The sequence below is a fragment of the Nostoc sp. genome (assembly GCF_036919555.1).
Lineage (GTDB): Bacteria > Cyanobacteriota > Cyanobacteriia > Cyanobacteriales > Nostocaceae > Nostoc.
The window spans coordinates 16,095-32,879 of the sequence record NZ_JBALCS010000039.1 but is presented as its reverse complement, the minus strand read 5'-3'; the positions used below and the strand labels follow the sequence as shown (position 1 = coordinate 32,879).

Sequence of the window (16,785 nt, the reverse complement as noted above, 5' to 3'; positions counted from 1 at the left end):
TTAATTAAATGTCGCATTGATTGGTTTGACAATGTTTGGCATTATCTATAAACTCTTGCAACTTATTTAAGGGAATTATCTGCAATGATGACCCATCCTGCACCGCAGCAGCTATGTAAGCAAACTTTTCCCCGCGATAAAACTGGTCACGTCCAATTTTGGTGATATATCGAGACTTCTGGAAGTCATTGGCAATGTTATAATTATAAATATTTTCTAACAATTTCACTGCTTTGGCATTTTTTGTGGTGAATTTGAGGCTTGAGTCACCACTAACGGTTATTCTTTCTTTAGTCACTGTCCCATTTTGAGAAGGGACATCAGCATAAAAGTATAATTTTCCCTTTGTCCCTTCGTAGCCGTGGGCTTCGCTGTTGTATCTCAGAGTTGGTAGTTGAGGTCTGGTTTTTGCCCACTTAACAACGGTGCTGATGTTTTGTTCTGGAAGCGCATTTACAGGACTGACAGCCAAAATAACTGCGATGGCCGACAGGGTAGCATTGAATAAATAGTTAAATTTAGAACTTTTGAGCATAGTATTTTCCTATTAAAGAATGCTAATAGGTAAAGCTAAAACCACCACAAATTGACAATTATTTTCCGGTTGGCGTTATTTATCAAGATCAAGGTAGTGGTAGCAAAAATAACTTAGCATCCTCTAATGACTACTGTCCACTGACGTTGCTAAAGTCAATTTGGTTTCAACAGAGATTTTGCACCAGTTGCAATAATCGTCGGGTGTCCGTCTACCGATAAGTAGTTACAAAATTTATCTTTTGTCTCAGCCAAACAATAGTACCCATTCTTAAGACTGGATACATTCAAGAGCGAGGTTCTACACACTTCTTAATAAACCAGCCTTGAGAACGCAAAACGTTCTAATCTAAAAGCTAACTGGGTTAATTTACTGGCAGTTTTGCAGGCAATACTCTCAAGCTCATAAAGCATAGACACACCGATGTGTCAAGCCTCAAAACAATCCAGACTTAACACATAAACGCTGATGATGGGAGTTTTAGAAATCCGATGAGTGTTAAGGCGAGTGGTGGAAGCTCAGTTGCGCGTCCGCAACTATATCAAACCCTAGCAGTAGCTACAATTACCCAAGCGGAGCAGCAAGACCGCTTTTTGGGAAGTGGTGAACTAAATGAACTGGCAAGCTATTTTGCATCTGGTGCAAAGCGTTTAGAAATTTCTCAGACGCTGACGGATAATGCCGAGATTATCGTATCTCGTGCTGCCAACCGGATTTTTGTCGGTGGTTCGCCAATGGCTTTTTTAGAAAAGCCTAGAGAAGCAGAACTAGTAACTGCTGGTGGTGGTGCTAATGTTCAACAAGGGATGCAACTGGGAACCGTAACCTACGTTGAAAGTCGTGGTGGGTTCCTAGAAAATTTACGCTCAATATTTAACTCATCCCCCAGTGGCCCGACACCCGCAGGTTTCAGACCAATTAACATTGCTCGTTATGGTCCGAGCAACATGGCCAAGAGCTTGCGGGATTTATCCTGGTTCTTGCGCTACGCTACTTATGCGATCGTTGCTGGCGACCCCAACATCATAGCCGTGAATACACGAGGTTTGCGGGAAATAATTGAAAATGCCTGCTCTGGTGAAGCAACGCTGGTAGCTTTGCAGGAAATCAAAGCCGGGTCACTTTCGTTTTTCCGCAACGATGCTGAGGCTACAGAGATTGTGTCTCAGTACATGGATGTTTTGTTAACAGAATTCAAAGCAGCCACACCTTCAAATAAACTGCGCCAACGCCCCTCTAGCGACCAGCAAGGGTTGCAACTGCCCCAAATTTACTTTAATGCGGCAGAACGGCGTCCCAAGTTTGTGATGAAGACTGGGTTATCAGCTAGCGAAAAAAATGAGGTAATCAAAGCTGCATATCGGCAAATCTTTGAGCGCGACATTACCCGTGCTTATAGCTTGTCCATATCTGACTTAGAATCCAAGGTCAAGAATGGCGACATCTCTGTGAAAGAGTTTGTCCGTCGTCTAACTAAATCTCCCCTTTACCAAAAACAGTTTTACCAGCCTTTTATTAACAGCCGAGTCATCGAACTAGCTTTCCGTCACATTTTGGGACGGGGCCCAAGTAGCCGCGAAGAAGTACAAAAATACTTTTCGATTATTTCTAACGGTGGTCTACCGGCCTTGGTAGATGCCTTAGTAGATTCTGCTGAATACGGCGACTATTTTGGCGAGGAAACGGTACCCTATCTCCGGGGTCTGGGTCAAGAAGCACAAGAATGTCGCAACTGGGGACCGCAGCAAGACCTGTTTAACTACAGTGCGCCTTTCCGCAAGATACCTCAGTTCATAACCACATTTGCTGCTTACGAGCAACCCCTACCAGATCAACATCCTTACGGCTCTGGTAATGACCCCTTGGAAATTCAGTTTGGGGCGATTTTCCCGAAAGAAACTCGCAACCCCAGCACGAGTCCGGCTCCTTTTGGTAAGGATACCAAGCGAATCCTGATTCACCAAGGGGCAGGGATTAATAACCAAAATAGTAATCCCAAAGCGCGGGGTGAAGCTCCTGGTACTCTTGGTCCGAAGGTGTTCAAGTTAGATCAACTACCTGGTACTGTTGGGAAAAAAGCTGCCAAAGGTTCTAGCGTCAGATACTCCGAAAGCTCAACGCAAGCACTGATTAGAGCTGCTTACCTGCAAGTTTTCGGTCGCGATGTCTACGAAGGTCAGCGCCAGAAGGTATTGGAAATCAAGCTGGAAAACGGCAACATCTCCGTGCGTGAGTTTATCCGTGCTTTGGCTAAGTCGGATGTATTCCGCAATCTCTACTGGACATCGCTATATGTTTGTAAAGCGATCGAGTATATTCACCGCCGCTTGTTGGGTCGTCCAACCTATGGTCGTCAAGAAATCAACAAGTATTTCGACATCGCCGCTAAACAGGGCTTTTACGCGGTAGTTGATGCCATTATTAACAGCGTAGAATACAACGAAGCATTTGGTGAAGATACAATTCCTTACGAACGGTATCTGACTCCTGGTGGTGTAGCAGGGCGACAATTGCGCGTTGGTAGCATTCGTGATGATGTTGCCGCTAAACTCCAGAAGGAAGTAACACCGAGCTTTGTGACACTGGGTACAGTCACAGAAAACCGGTCAGAACCAGATATTCAGTTCCGGATTAACCAAGGCGTCAGCAAGCAACGCGAACAAACCAAAATCTTCAAGCTGGTGGCGAATACCAGTGACAAAGTTGCAGTGCAAACTTTGATTAGCGCTGCGTATCGTCAAATTTTTGAGCGGGATATTGCACCCTACATCGCCAAAAACGAATTTACAAAATGGGAAAGCAAGCTAGGGAATGGCGAAATTAGTGTGAAGGAATTTATTGAAGGTTTGGGTTACTCTAACCTCTACCTGAAAGAATTCTACACACCCTACCCCAACACCAAAGTAATTGAGTTGGGAACCAAACACTTCTTAGGACGTGCGCCACTAGACCAAGCAGAAATCCGCAAGTATAACCAGATTTTGGCTACTCAAGGTATTCGTGCCTTTATTGGTGCTTTGGTAGATAGTGTGGAATATAACCAGGTATTTGGTGAAGATACGGTACCTTACCGTCGCTTCCCGACCCTACCTGCGGCAAACTTCCCGAATACAGAGAAGCTGTACAATCAGCTTACGAAGCAAAATGATGACGTAGTTGTACCTAGCTTTAAGCCAGTACAAGCCCGGGTAGGAGCTAGTGATACACCACTTTTGACACAGGCGATCGCAGATATAGCAGCGCGAACAAATGGTATAAACCAGAACAATCCCTCTTTTGCTGAACTGGGTCGTTCCTACAACGATGGTAGCGGACAAGCTGTAGAACTAAGTGTGCGTAAAAATGCACGCATTTACCGTCTGACGGAAAGCACAAACCAAGCTGAAACACTACAAGCAATCAACGCTATTTACTGTCAGGTGTTGGATGTATTTAGTGGTGAAGTGCCTGATAATTTCCGCCGTACTGACCTAGACAGCAAACTCCAAAATGGGGAAATTTCCGTGCGGGAGTTTGTGCGTGAACTAGCCAGTTCCGAAATCTATCGCCAGCGCTTCTACACACCTTATCCTCATGCCAAGGTGATTGAGTTCCTCTTTCGTCACTTGTTGGGGCGTACACCCGCAACTCAGTCAGAAATTTACCAGTATAACCAGCTGCTAGCCGATAGTGGTTTGTCGGCTGCTGTAGAAGCAATAGTCGAAAGCCCAGAATATAGCCGCTACTTCGGTGAAGATGTTGTGCCTTACAACCGCTTCCCGTCTCTGCCAGCAGGTAACTAACTCGGCAGTGTAGCGGTTGATTAGGGAGTCGGGAGTCGGGAGTCGGGAGTAGGAATTGGGTACTGGGGACTAAGGACTTAACTTTCTTGCCAATGCCCAATGCCTATTCGTAACCTTTCGTAATATTGCTCTCAGATTGCAGTTAAAACAGTAAATTCTGAAAAGCAATATTACAAAGTGTTAAGAGCAGTCATAAATGCTCAACAGAATGCCGGAAAATGTTTTGCGGAAGGTAATTGAGTTTAAAAGCTTGTGTACTTATGTTGACTCAAGCAAACTCGTAATTTATTAGCCGTAGCAGTTATGAAACTGTTGTGTCTAAAAGGACGAGAAAACAAACTCAGTAAACCAAATTTAAAGTCGCGCCAGTTTAATCAAATCCTGGTTTCATTCGTATTGGAGGAATCCATTAATGAGTATTGTCACGAAAGCTATCGTGAATGCTGATGCAGAAGCCCGCTATCTCAGCCCTGGTGAGTTAGATCGGATCAAATCCTTCGTTGCAAGTGGTGAGCGCCGTGTGCGGATTGCTCAAATTTTGTCAGAAAATCGTGAACGGCTTGTTAAACAAGCTGGCGATCAACTGTTCCAAAAGCGTCCTGATGTTGTGTCTCCTGGTGGTAACGCCTACGGTCAAGAATTGACTGCTACTTGTCTGCGTGACCTAGATTACTACCTGCGCCTCGTTACCTACGGTATCGTTGCTGGTGATGTTACCCCCATCGAAGAAATTGGTGTTATCGGTGCCCGTGAACTGTACAAGTCCTTGGGAACTCCTATCGATGGTGTTGCTGAAGGTATCCGTGGGCTGAAGAATGTCTCTGCTACTCTGCTGTCTGGTGATGACGCTAGTGAAGCTGGTAGCTACTTCGACTACCTAGTTGGCGCCCTTCTAGGATAAGGTAAAGCTGTTTACCTACTGAAACAGAAGTATTGCAATACGGTTGGAAATAAGGAATTAACAACATGGCTCAAGACGCAATTACCGCTGTCATTAACTCCGCAGACGTTCAAGGTAAATACTTAGACTCTTCTGCTTTAGAGAAGCTAAAAGGCTACTTCGCCACTGGCGAACTGCGGGTACGTGCTGCTAGCACCATCAGCGCTAACGCTGCTGCGATCGTCAAAGAAGCTGTAGCAAAATCTTTGCTATACTCTGACATCACCCGTCCCGGCGGCAATATGTACACCACCCGCCGCTATGCTGCTTGCATCCGTGATTTGGACTACTACCTTCGTTATGCTACCTACGCTATGTTAGCTGGCGATCCTTCCATTCTGGATGAGCGTGTATTAAATGGCTTGAAGGAAACTTACAACTCTTTAGGAGTTCCCGTTGGTGCTACCGTGCAAGCTATCCAAGCAATCAAGGAAGTAACCGCTAGCTTGGTTGGTTCTGACGCCGGTAAGGAAATGGGCGTTTACTTAGACTATATCTCCTCTGGCTTAAGTTAAGAGCTAGTTTGCGCTTAAGAATTTAGGTGCGGCTTTATTAAGGTCTGGAAATCAACCGTGAGTGTTAGAACGTTATATTGCTTATCTTGGTAAATTATCAGTGATGAGTGTTAGTGGTCTAATATTGATGTTTGATTTCCAGCCTTTGAATGATTAAAAGATTTGCACTCAAGATTTTGAGATAAAAAAAGTTTTCACAAAGTATACAGGAGATTTTCAAAATATGTCACGTTTGTTTAAAATTACTGCTCTAGTTCCCAGCCAAACCCGAATTCGTACCCAACGCGAACTGCAAAATACTTACTTCACTAAGCTAGTTCCCTATGAGAACTGGTTCCGCGAACAGCAACGTATTCAAAAAGCAGGCGGCAAAATCATCAAGGTGCAGCTGGTAACTGGTAAGCAAGGTGCTAATACTGGCTTGTCGTAATTCTGTAAATAGAACATTATTTTAGGGAATTGGTAAGAGGTCGAAAAAGACCTCTTTTTTGTTGCTTGGATTTTTGAAAGTTAGAAAATGCGATCGCTCACTGGTGATTGTGCTAACAATCCTTGCATCATCATATCTCCTAAAAGCCAAGCAGTTAATCGGATTAAGTCATTGAGTTATGTTAAGTAAATAGCATCAGAATAAGATTTGTTGTTAGTTGAAGTCGTTGTCTGCAACTGTGTAAAAAATTGCCATAATCACCACTGACGATTAGCCACGATTAAAGCCTCTGCTGTTGAACTGTCCAAGGGCTTCGAGAAAAAATTTCCCTGGCCATATTCACATTTCATTGCTCTCAGGAGTGCTAGTTGTTCTGCCGTTTCCAAGCCTTCTGCTGTCACAGTTACACCTATTTTTTTAGACAGGGTGACAATTGTCTCAACAATATCTAAATTTCCTTCACCAACACTCCTTCCACTAACAAAGGAGCGGTCAATCTTCAACTCATGAATCGGAAAGTGGTGAAGGCGACCTAATGAAGAATAGCCTGTACCAAAGTCATCAATTGCCAACTTAATTCCTAAATTTCTTAGTAGATTTAACGTGGTGGTGACATTCTCGCCGTTTTCCATAATTACGCTTTCTGTGATCTCCAATTTCAAACTCTGTATATCTAAACTAGTCTCCTGTAAGACTTGATTGATGTGCAGCAGTGGCTTTTGTTGACTGAACCAAGAACTACAAAGATTGACGCTAATCGTCAAGGCTTCCTCACCCAACTTCCCTGATTTTGGAGGGAATCGGTCTTGCCACTGCTGTGTCTGGCGGCATGCTTCACGCATCACCCACTCATCAATTAAAATACTAAGCCCAGTTTCTTGAGCAGTTGGCAGGAAATCTTCTGGAAAAATAATACCTCGTTCTGGATGCTGCCATCGCACCAGTGCTTCAAAACCAGTTATCCTCCCGGTAGTGAGTGACACAATTGGTTGATAATGAATCCGAAACTCCTGACGTTCAATAGCTCGTCGCAGAGCTGTCTCCAACTGCAAGTGTGCCATTACCTGAATATGCATATCAGTATTAAACATCTCGTAGCGCACCTTGTCTTGTGCCTTAGCTCGGTACATTGCAATGTCGGCGTTACGCAGAAGGTCTTCTGGTTGGTTATAATCTGTCATACTCAAGGCAATACCAATACTGACTGTAGTAAACACTTCTTGCCCATCTAAAACTACGGGAATTGCCAGTTTTTCTTGTATCTGTTCAGTCATGCGTACTACGTGGTTGACATCCTGAATTCCTCCCAACAGGATTGTGAACTCGTCTCCTCCCACCCTTGCAGCTACATCTATAGAGCGTAGGCATTCCTTTAGCCTTTGAGCAATAGTCAGCAGTACTTGGTCACCAAATGTGTGTCCCAAGCTGTCGTTGATAAATTTGAAGCGATCTAAGTCTAGAAACAGCACGGCAAATAAATAATCTGAATGCCGCTTTGAATAATCGATCGCATTTCTGAGGCTATTCATAAAGAAAGTGCGGTTTGGCAACCCCGTTAATGCATCGTGAAATGCCAAATGTAGCAGTTGTGATTCTGCTCGCTTACGCTCTGTAACTTCAATTAGCAATTCCTGATTTATTTTCGCTAGTTCTGCTGTTCGTTCTCTGACACGAGTTTCTAGCTGATCATGAGCTATTCGTAACGCCTCTTCTGCTTGCTCTAGTTTCTGATTCTTTTGTGAAAGTTTTTGAATGTAAGTTGCGATCGTTTGGATAAGGTTGTTGAAGGATATTGACAATAGACCGATTTCATCTGATGTGGTGACCGGAACTCGCAAAGTAAAATCTGATGAAGAACTAACAAGTTGAGCAACCTGAGTTACAGCTTCTATCGGCCGGGCGATCGCTCGACTGGTAGAGAAGGCTAAGACAGCAGCGAACAAGACTGAGAGTACCATACCGATAGCAATAATCTGGTTTCGCAAGTCCTCTGCTTCTGTCAAGGCGTCCTTTGCTTCTTTCTCTTGCTCTCCAGCGCTTCTAATAAAAGTTGTGAGATCGTAAGCAGAGCTAACAATTGCACCAAATTCAGGGCCACCTGTAAAGTCTGTGATTTGTTTCTTAGCTGCACCACTTGATTGTGGTTGTAACATCTGCGGCTTTATCTGGTTGAGCAAGACTTCAAGCTGTTGGTAGAATTGTTCCGTCGCCCGATAATCTTTGGACAACAAACGATCCAAGTCTTTTGTAGCTGTGGTTTCTGGTGATCCCTGGAGTTCGTTGATCAGCTGCTTAATTTTTTCTGCTCGCTCACCCAATTCCGACTTGTGTTGCTCAAACTCTTTCGGCTTTTTGAGTAAAGGTACAAACTCTCTGGTAGGTAGAGTCCGAAGCATAGCTACTTGCAAGTCACTCAAGAGCTGACCTTGTTGATTAGCACTGTCTTGACTGGTACTCGCTTGTTGCTGGTAGTAATTGCCAAGGGTCAATCCAGCGATCGTTCCTCCTACAGCAATGCTCAGAGCTACAGCATAGCCGCCAATAATTTTGTTTCTTAAACTCAAACGATGCAGGATGTCTGATATCCTGTTTGAACGAGTTTGTAATGGGATAAATCGACAGATGAGATTGGGTTGACTCTTCACAAGATTCTGGCTTTTAGAGTAAAGAATTCTGCTACAGTTATATAAACCAAAGCAAGTAGCCTTCATTCTTGTACTCTAACCAGTGCAGCAGGGGGCAAATAAACCAATTATTTAAATGAGTGAAAACCTTATTTGGTAAGCTTTCTTAATTTTGAATTCCACGTAGCTATACTACGATTAGGTGTTCTATCAAGCCCTTCGAAAGAGTCTAAAACTTTGTTGCAGCAAAGGTTTTAGATTAGCTGGCATTTTATAGGAGCTACTCTAAATATTACTCCCAGTACACTGATGAAACAGAGCTAATTAACTCTCAACAGTGTTGATAACAGAAGGCAGTAGAAGTTCTGGTGAACTCATCCACCAGCGAATAATTCTTTCTTCTTTAACGCTGCACTGTACGGCACCCCCCACAGCTGTTAGATATATAATAACCTCTGGCAAAAGCTGACGAATCATTTTGCGTGTTCCTTGGGCAGTAAAGATTTCTACTTCCCCAAATGATTTTTCCATATAGACTGAGTAGAATCCCATATCTCGCAAGGAATTAATTAATCTTGGGTCTGACTGCTCCCGCGATAAAGTGATGTGGAGCTCATCTTGACGAAATGTTCCAGGTGCTAAAGATGCCAACTTAAGCTTAAAAGGAATTTCGATTTCTGGATTGAAAGATTTTTCCTCAATTTCTACGTCAACGGGAATATATTCCGCCTCAATGTACCCTTCTATAGCTTCAGAATTATCCTCTAAGTAGCGGAGAATATCAGCAAAGTTTTCTCTAAGCTGTAATGCATATTTAGTTTTCATTGTCAAGTGCTTTTTTGGAGGACGATGAGCAAGTCCTTCGGGATGACCTGAGAAATCGGAATTCCAAAAGTTCTGAGTCTCGATCAGAAATTTTTCAAAAGGAGTTGAAAGCGTTTGAGCATCTATATGAATGTGAAACTCACCTACTAATGCTGGACGAGTAGATTTACGCACAATTGTGTTTGTGGGGGTTTTGCTGTTATTCGTCATATTTACGCAAGCTTTTGAAATAAGTTCAATTAACCATAGCCCCAAGAAAGTGAAGCAACTACCGTAATATTACTGAAATTTTATCTGGGCTTTTTATGAGAAACTTTCTGGATGCGTGATAAATTAAAAATTTTTCAGTTTGTCAAAAGTCAAATCAAGGAAAGCAAAAAATATTGTGTTGTCAAATTTGGTAGTCGTCTGAGAAAAATATCCTTTGTATCAACTAGCGATCGCTAGAACAACCCCAGTCAAGGCGACTGAGAATTAGATTAACAGTTGCTAGCTGAGTGTATTAAAGTTGACCATTATCAAATGTATCGTTGTCAAAGCTACTTAAGAGTTATAAGTTATAAGTTATGATTTATGAGTTTTATTACTAACTCCTAATTTCTAACTTTTTACCTGTACTGATCGTGAATCTACGCCGCCTGATTCCAATTTTTGATATTTCCGCCTCCAACTGGGCATTAGAAGCGCGGTTGTTGCGCTGGTTAACGTTGATTTGGCTGTTCGTCGGCTTGATCATGCTATTTTCCGCATCTTATCCCGTCGCTGATGCCCGTCAACATGATGGGTTGTACTACTTTAAGCGTCAACTGCTTTGGGTGTTAGTTTCCTTAATCGGATTTAATATTATTGTTAATTTGCCGTTGCAGAAAATTTTGGGATTATCCCATTGGTTTTTGTTGCTGTTTTTGGCATTAATTTTTGTCACACTGATCCCAGGATTGGGAAAAAAAGCTTTTGACGCAGCGCGTTGGATTGCGATCGGGCCAATTCCGATTCAACCTTCAGAATTGATTAAACCCTTTTTGGTGCTGCAAAGTGCGCGGCTTTTTGGTCAGTGGGAACGAATCAGTTGGCGGGTTCGCTTGGCTTGGTTGGGTATTTTCGGTCTGGTACTTTTAGGAATTCTTGCCCAGCCTAACTTGAGTACAACAGCACTTTGCGGCATGACTATCTGGCTAATTGCTCTCGCATCTGGATTATCTTACAAATATCTGGGAGGAACAGCAATTGGTGGAGTGATGTTGGCAGTACTCAGTATTAGTATTAAAGAGTATCAGCGTAAGCGGGTAATGTCATTCCTTAATCCGTGGGCAGATGCTACAGGAGATGGCTACCAGTTAGTGCAAAGTCTACTAGCCGTGGGTTCTGGTAGAACTTGGGGAGCTGGATATGGGCTTTCTCAACAAAAGCTGTTTTATTTACCAATTCAGGACACCGATTTTATTTTTGCTGTGTTCGCTGAAGAGTTTGGCTTTGTTGGCAGTATGGTGTTATTAGCACTTTTAGCGACATTCGCCACTCTCGGATTAATCGTGGCGCTGAAGGCTAAAAATACAGTACATCGATTGGTAGCGATCGGCGTGACGATTTTGATGGTAGGACAATCATTGCTCCACATCGGTGTTGCTACAGGTTCTCTACCAACTACGGGCTTACCTTTGCCCATGTTTAGTTATGGTGGTAATTCCATGATTGCCAGCTTAGTATCTGCTGGGTTGCTGATTCGGGTAGCACGCGAGAGTAGTGAAGCTGAGGTAGTACCGTTGCGAAAACCCCTGTTTGAAAATGGGCGCAGACATCGAGCTTTTCAGAAAAATAAGAATTAAAACCCCAGATATAAGGCTACAAATCTGGTAGTTGGTAGTAACATGGTGGTCTAGCGCTCAGTTCTAGCCTGTAACGACTGTCTTAAAAATCAAGCGATCGCACTTCCTCAAAAACTCAGTTGGGTGAGCAAGATGCCCACCCATTTTTGTTACCTTCTAATTATTCTAAATTTTGACTGAGCGAATTACTTATGACTGGTCTAACCGCCGTTGCCATTCAGCGTCAATTTGTGCAGAACGCTCAACTTCCTGGTCGAGTAAGTCAGTTTCGCTAGAATACACTAAATCTTCGTTGCCAATGACTTTTTCTGTTGCAAATTGTTGAGCATAGTCGATTTTTTGTTGCAAAGGTGCATCAGGACTTACCAATAGTCTTGCTCTGGAAAGGCGATCGCGGTTGCGATCGCCTATTTTGCGATTACGCCACCGAATCCAGAAATAACGCAATAACGGTATGGCTAAGAAACCTGCTCCGTAAGCCAATAGCAGCCAATAAATTCCTTGCACAAAAGCTACCAGTCCACCTAATTTGACGGCAATAGTGCCATCTCTCAACAAACTTCCCAGTACTAAGGCACCAACAAAATTTAATACACCCAACCCAGCACTCAGCATAATTTGTCCGGAACTTGCGGCACTAAAACGCCAGGGAAATTCCTCCAAGTGATCTGATATTGCATGACGGCGCTTTTTAGTTGCACTCACCTGCAACTCTGGGAAGTAATAAACAATTTGCCCTTCAGGACTTACCCCCGGTTGCCCATTAAATCGCGTCAGAACGGGCAGCATATAATCTTCATACTCTCTTGTATATCCCTCGCCAATGTCATCCAAATATGGGGCAATTTGTTCCGCTACCACTGCACCACGGTTACTCCGAATCACCGTAGCAATTTCTTGCCAGCGACGTTCTTCTAAATTGGCGTTAGGATTTCCATCGCCAAACAAAAACGAAAACACAGCTTCAAAGAAATTCAGATTGCTTTCTTGGTGCCTTTCACGTCGCCGTTCCTGGTTGTGGGTGTCATAATTTGGGCTAAGATACCAGAATAAATTTGGAAAATAGAAGAACCCACCACCGAAATTACTGCCCCGATTGTTGCCGTTCCGGTCTGAGTTGGCATAGGTAATGATAATGTAGATGGTAACAGTTATCAGGACGATGGAAACAGTTAAGAAAATTCCAAAAGAAATGCGAATCAGGTAAAACAGAACACTCCAGACCTTTTTCCACCATTCCTGCAATCGTAACCAGAAGTATTTATTACGCAAAACTGCTCGAAAATTTTGTGGAAAAAGGTAAACTATATCACCTGAATCCGCTACCTGCAAATGTCCCCCAGCATCAGATGCCAGGGCTAACAAGCTTTGATTAGCTTCAGCGACGTTCAATCCTGCCTGAGTTGCCACATCACCAACGGTGACACGGTAGCCCAGTTGTTCCACGGCTTGCATGATGGTGGGACTGGGAGCCATTGCTCTCCTCTCCTGTTGAAACTTATTTCCCTTTTCTTAAGTATAAAGTTTTATTTTAAGTGACTTGCCAGGGGCAGGATTGAAGCATGAAATCATTAAATATATAAATCACATAAAGTTGGCAAACCGACACTAAAGTTGATAAATCAACAAATTACCTAACACGCAACATGTTATAATTATTTGCTTCAGCTTGGTTAACCAGCAAATTTTCTGCTCAAATATGGTTCAGTACACTCTCGCTCAAAGCCCAGAAATTATCCTTACTGTTTCTGGAAAAGATTCAGCTAAAGCCCGTGATAAAGCAATGGATCAGCTGATGGAACTGATGGATGCAGGTAAGCTACCCACGGAACTGGAAGAAGGATTTGGTCCTCAACAATTAATTGAGGTTAAAGAGCCAACTATTGATCCTGCTAGCGGTGAGGATACCATTACACAAGCTGTCCAGGTTTTGAGTAATCTGGCCACGCTCAAGTTGAAAGTTCAAGAGTCACGAGCTGAAGCGTTGGAAATTCGCAAAGCGGTTGATGTTCTGTTCACCGACGAGTCGGTGACAGAAGAGGAAATTACTCGACTTAAAGAAGGTTTTAAAGTTCTCAAAAATTTTGCCCAAGCTAATGTGCGCTATCAGGAAGCGCGATCTAAAGCGGAACAGGCTCGGCAGATTTTGGATCAAGCTCTCAAATCGCCTGACAAGTAACATTTACAGAGTTAGATGCATTGAGACGCATCTTAAAAATATAATTAAAAAATCTAAAGACAGGCTGTTATGCCTGTCTTTAGATTTACTGGGGCGCTAGGATTCGAACCCAGGGATGGCGAGACCAAAACCCGCTGCCTTACCACTTGGCGACGCCCCAACGACTTTACTTTAGTTAATATAGCACTTAGTCGTGGGTTAATGTCAAGTACTTTAATAGCTGATTTCAGATAATGGGTTTTTACAGCCGGACATTGATTGGTCGGAATCCTTGCACTTAGACTATTTCATCACTTTGGGATGAACTATTGAATCAATGTTTGGCTGTATCGTCGAACTCACATTAATTTATCCGATAATGATCAAAGAGGGTTAAGGGACAAAATTGTGCGATCGCAATTCCTTTACTAGGGACAGACTATTTCTTCTTATTGATGACTTGTTGATAAATTGCCATCAATTGCTGATAATTAGCTTCAGGAGCATACTTACTCTCATAAACCTGGCTAGCATTTTTGCCCATAGTTCTCATCGCTTCAGGATGAGTGGTTGCCCATTCAATTTTAGCTGCCATATCCCTATGGTTGCCGGCTTCAAAATGTAAACCAGTTACTCCATCCTCGACAATTTCTACCATGCTACCTAATTTGGACACCAGTACAGGTAAACCGCAGGCAAAAGCTTCAGCGATAGTTAAGGGAAAACCTTCGTACCAAATGGAAGGAAATACTAAAAACCGTGCATTCTGCATTAGTGCCAACACTGTTGGCTTATCCTGAAAGCCTAAAAATTCGATGAAATTTTCGGAACTGGTATTTTTAATCTGTTGCTGTAACTTTTGACCCCAAGGACCATCACCCACAATTTTTAGTGGTGTGCATAATTTCTTCTCTACATAGGCATCAATTAAAACAGAAACTCCCTTTTCTTCAGACAATCTACCAACAAAAAGTAAGTAATCACTATGCTCACTATTTTGGTTTCGAGAGTCTGGAGCAAACACAAAATTAGGTTTGATGTACAACTTTTCTGCCGGTAGTCCAGCCTGTAACATTTTGTCTTTTTGAAATTGGGTAAAGACAATATAGGCATCTACCTGTTCTTGCCAAGTACCTCGCAACCGATGCCAGCTGTTCATTGCTGCTATCACTGAGCTTTGTAGACGTGAATTGCGGTAGCAGCCATGTACAACACTAGACCACGGCACTGTTTGTCCAAAGCAATCAACACAAACCTTTGCATCTCGAAAAGGTATTGCTTTGGGACAAGCAAGCCGATAGTTGTGAAGAGTTTGGACAATACTTAGCCCATACTCTCGACAAGCATCATATATCGAAGGAGAGAGTAGAGGAAAAAAGTTATGTACATGGACGACATCAGGGCGGAGTTGGGAAATTTTGATGCGAACTTGTTGTTTTCCTGAATATGAGTAAATTGCACTAATACCAGTTGCAACTTTATCCCAGGTATTTTTAATGTCATGATTACTAACTTCCAGTAAAGATACCTGATGACCATTTGCTTTCAGTAAGGATTGTTCAGCTTTCACTACTCCATCCTCACCGCCTGCAAGTCGATAATGGTTATGTATCAACAGCACTTTCATCCAGTTAACTCTCTGAATAGTGGAAGGAAAGAACCAACTAGTAGATCATGCAAAGCAATTACACCCTGATTTACAGTAGTTTTACTGTTCTATAGCCAGTTTTTCTACAATTCGTGACACTACAGCCAATTTTTGATGAAATTTAATTAGTTTTTTACGTATGCTACCAGTAGCGCTAAAGGAGCTATTGAGAAGATATATACTATGACGTTATCATTAATCATCGCTAGAGCCATAGCTCTAACTCAATTTCAAGCAGGATTTATTCTGGTTTGAAATTTCTTCGTAGAGTTGAATTAGCTGCGTCCCCTTACTTTCCCAACTGAAAGTCTCTCTCACCCTCTTCTGTCCGGCTTGACCCATCAATAATCTTAGCTCTGGGTTACTAGCCAAATACGTCATAGCTTTAGCAATATCACTTACTACTTGCTCAGGTGTATTTGCCTTAATTTTAAAGCCAGTTTCCTCTGTAACCTGAACTGCGGGACCTCCTAAATCTAGGCAAATCACTGGTCGCCCAGCTGCCATTGCCTCTAAACACACAAATCCTCCAGATTCATGCAAGCTGGGATGAACTAACAGATGGCAGTTCTGTATTTTACTCCATGTATGTTCACGAGACAGATTACCTAAAAACTGGACTTGTTGATTAATATTCAGATGTTGAGTTAATATTTCTAGCTGTTTGCGTTCAAATCCTTCTCCTACAATCCAATACTCAGCATTAGGTAGGTTTGCTTGGGCAAATGCTGCTAATCCCAAATGAAACCCTTTCCAGTGCAAAAGTCTACCTACGCTGATAAATCTAATTACAGAATTATCGAGAATTAGAGAATCTGAAAGGTTTGCTATTTCATCTTGAGATAAACCTAATGGAGAATAAACTTGGACATTTTTTGTCCCCACTTTGCGTAAGCGTTTAGCTGTATCTTCTGTGGTAGCGCGGGCTAAGACACTTTGTTGTGCAGTGATGCGAACTAAGGGATCACACTCCCCTATCCAGCGAGCCAAATTTCGCAAAACCTCATATATCTTCCCACGGAAACTAAAATCTTGACAAAAACTTTTGGGAGATGATTCCCCGCCCCCAACTGGACCCCAGATGAAAGGAACTGGTAGCAGTGAAATTAAACTAGGGCTTGAATACTTCGCATAAGTTACATGATGTAGGATATCAAAGCCAATCTGCTTGTGGAGTGAGCGACTGATAAAATACGCCCAAATTTGCCAAAGGTAATAGTGAAGATAAACCCCCCATTGTTTTCCCATCCTCTGATGACTCCAGTCTATAATCCAGCCTAGAGGATCTAAGTAAACAATGTGCAGGTTGGGCAGGGGGTTACGTGCTAGTTCAGTTTCAAGACCTTGACGGTGACAGTTTGATGTGAGTACCCAAATTTGGTGATACTTGCTTACCTCCCTAACAACATTCCAGCCTAATCCTGGTTCAGAACCCTTTCCCGGTTCACAAGCATATGCACAGATGAGAATTTTTAACTGTTTCATGCCCGACATTTCCTTAA

Annotated in this window: 11 protein-coding genes, 1 tRNA gene and 1 pseudogene; 6 read left to right on the top strand and 7 right to left on the bottom strand. The window is 42.8% G+C overall.

The window, feature by feature from the left end:
* Nucleotides 1-4: 4 nt before the first annotated feature.
* Nucleotides 5-535: a hypothetical protein gene (locus tag V7K36_RS11065; protein ID WP_335115662.1), complete on the bottom strand. Its 531-nt coding sequence runs from the start codon at nucleotides 533-535 to the stop codon at nucleotides 5-7.
* 491 nt (nucleotides 536-1,026) lie between these two features.
* Between V7K36_RS11065 and V7K36_RS11060 the strand changes: the two are divergent.
* The 4 genes and pseudogenes from V7K36_RS11060 to V7K36_RS11045 all read left to right on the top strand — a co-directional run.
* Nucleotides 1,027-4,314 (top strand): annotated as a pseudogene (locus tag V7K36_RS11060) (phycobilisome rod-core linker polypeptide); the annotation flags it as partial.
* A 415-nt stretch (nucleotides 4,315-4,729) separates the two neighbouring features.
* Nucleotides 4,730-5,218: an allophycocyanin subunit alpha gene (gene apcA, locus V7K36_RS11055; protein ID WP_094328048.1), complete on the top strand. Its 489-nt coding sequence runs from the start codon at nucleotides 4,730-4,732 to the stop codon at nucleotides 5,216-5,218.
* Between the two features lie 65 nt (nucleotides 5,219-5,283).
* A complete protein-coding gene (apcB, locus tag V7K36_RS11050) occupies nucleotides 5,284-5,772 on the top strand; it encodes an allophycocyanin subunit beta (RefSeq protein WP_069068902.1) in 489 nt (162 codons plus the stop codon).
* Nucleotides 5,773-5,995: 223 nt separating this feature from the next.
* Nucleotides 5,996-6,202 (top strand): phycobilisome linker polypeptide, encoded by a 207-nt coding sequence (locus V7K36_RS11045; protein WP_334826620.1) that lies wholly within the window; start codon nucleotides 5,996-5,998, stop codon nucleotides 6,200-6,202.
* Nucleotides 6,203-6,459: 257 nt separating this feature from the next.
* Here V7K36_RS11045 and V7K36_RS11040 read toward each other — a convergent pair whose 3' ends face one another.
* Nucleotides 6,460-8,847 carry a putative bifunctional diguanylate cyclase/phosphodiesterase gene (locus tag V7K36_RS11040; RefSeq protein ID WP_335115660.1) on the bottom strand — a complete coding sequence of 796 codons (2,388 nt, stop codon included), beginning with the start codon at nucleotides 8,845-8,847 and terminating at the stop codon, nucleotides 6,460-6,462.
* 303 nt (nucleotides 8,848-9,150) lie between these two features.
* Nucleotides 9,151-9,861 carry a hypothetical protein gene (locus V7K36_RS11035; protein ID WP_335115658.1) on the bottom strand — a complete coding sequence of 237 codons (711 nt, stop codon included), beginning with the start codon at nucleotides 9,859-9,861 and terminating at the stop codon, nucleotides 9,151-9,153.
* Nucleotides 9,862-10,274: 413 nt separating this feature from the next.
* Here V7K36_RS11035 and V7K36_RS11030 point away from each other — a divergent pair, with 413 nt between their 5' ends.
* A complete protein-coding gene (locus V7K36_RS11030; protein ID WP_335115656.1) occupies nucleotides 10,275-11,477 on the top strand; it encodes an FtsW/RodA/SpoVE family cell cycle protein in 1,203 nt (400 codons plus the stop codon).
* 189 nt (nucleotides 11,478-11,666) lie between these two features.
* Here the strand turns inward: V7K36_RS11030 and V7K36_RS11025 are convergent, their stop codons facing one another.
* Nucleotides 11,667-12,953, bottom strand: coding sequence for a hypothetical protein (locus V7K36_RS11025; RefSeq protein ID WP_335115654.1), 1,287 nt, complete (start codon nucleotides 12,951-12,953; stop codon nucleotides 11,667-11,669).
* Between the two features lie 223 nt (nucleotides 12,954-13,176).
* Between V7K36_RS11025 and V7K36_RS11020 the strand changes: the two genes are divergently transcribed.
* On the top strand, nucleotides 13,177-13,656 hold the full coding sequence (locus tag V7K36_RS11020; protein ID WP_334941807.1) for a hypothetical protein: 480 nt from the start codon (nucleotides 13,177-13,179) through the stop codon (nucleotides 13,654-13,656).
* Between the two features lie 88 nt (nucleotides 13,657-13,744).
* On the opposite strand, the gene V7K36_RS11015 is transcribed toward V7K36_RS11020, so the two are convergent.
* The 3 genes from V7K36_RS11015 to V7K36_RS11005 form a co-directional block, all read right to left on the bottom strand.
* Nucleotides 13,745-13,816, bottom strand: a tRNA-Gln gene (locus V7K36_RS11015).
* A gap of 258 nt (nucleotides 13,817-14,074) precedes the next feature.
* On the bottom strand, nucleotides 14,075-15,262 hold the full coding sequence (locus V7K36_RS11010; RefSeq protein WP_335115652.1) for a glycosyltransferase family 4 protein: 1,188 nt from the start codon (nucleotides 15,260-15,262) through the stop codon (nucleotides 14,075-14,077).
* 240 nt (nucleotides 15,263-15,502) lie between these two features.
* Entirely contained in the window at nucleotides 15,503-16,768 is a 1,266-nt protein-coding gene (locus V7K36_RS11005; protein WP_335115650.1) for a glycosyltransferase family 4 protein, read from the bottom strand.
* Nucleotides 16,769-16,785: the final 17 nt, after the last annotated feature.

What these genes read in the sequence shown, in the direction of transcription:
- apcA (WP_094328048.1), top strand. Translation starts at nt 4,730, where the DNA reads ATGAGTATTGTCACGAAAGCTATCGTGAATGCTGATGCAGAAGCCCGC.
- V7K36_RS11010 (WP_335115652.1), bottom strand. Translation starts at nt 15,262, where the DNA reads ATGAAAGTGCTGTTGATACATAACCATTATCGACTTGCAGGCGGTGAG.
- V7K36_RS11065 (WP_335115662.1), bottom strand. Translation starts at nt 535, where the DNA reads ATGCTCAAAAGTTCTAAATTTAACTATTTATTCAATGCTACCCTGTCG.
- apcB (WP_069068902.1), top strand. Translation starts at nt 5,284, where the DNA reads ATGGCTCAAGACGCAATTACCGCTGTCATTAACTCCGCAGACGTTCAA.
- V7K36_RS11045 (WP_334826620.1), top strand. Translation starts at nt 5,996, where the DNA reads ATGTCACGTTTGTTTAAAATTACTGCTCTAGTTCCCAGCCAAACCCGA.
- V7K36_RS11005 (WP_335115650.1), bottom strand. Translation starts at nt 16,768, where the DNA reads ATGAAACAGTTAAAAATTCTCATCTGTGCATATGCTTGTGAACCGGGA.
- V7K36_RS11020 (WP_334941807.1), top strand. Translation starts at nt 13,177, where the DNA reads ATGGTTCAGTACACTCTCGCTCAAAGCCCAGAAATTATCCTTACTGTT.
- V7K36_RS11035 (WP_335115658.1), bottom strand. Translation starts at nt 9,861, where the DNA reads ATGACGAATAACAGCAAAACCCCCACAAACACAATTGTGCGTAAATCT.
- V7K36_RS11025 (WP_335115654.1), bottom strand. Translation starts at nt 12,953, where the DNA reads ATGGCTCCCAGTCCCACCATCATGCAAGCCGTGGAACAACTGGGCTAC.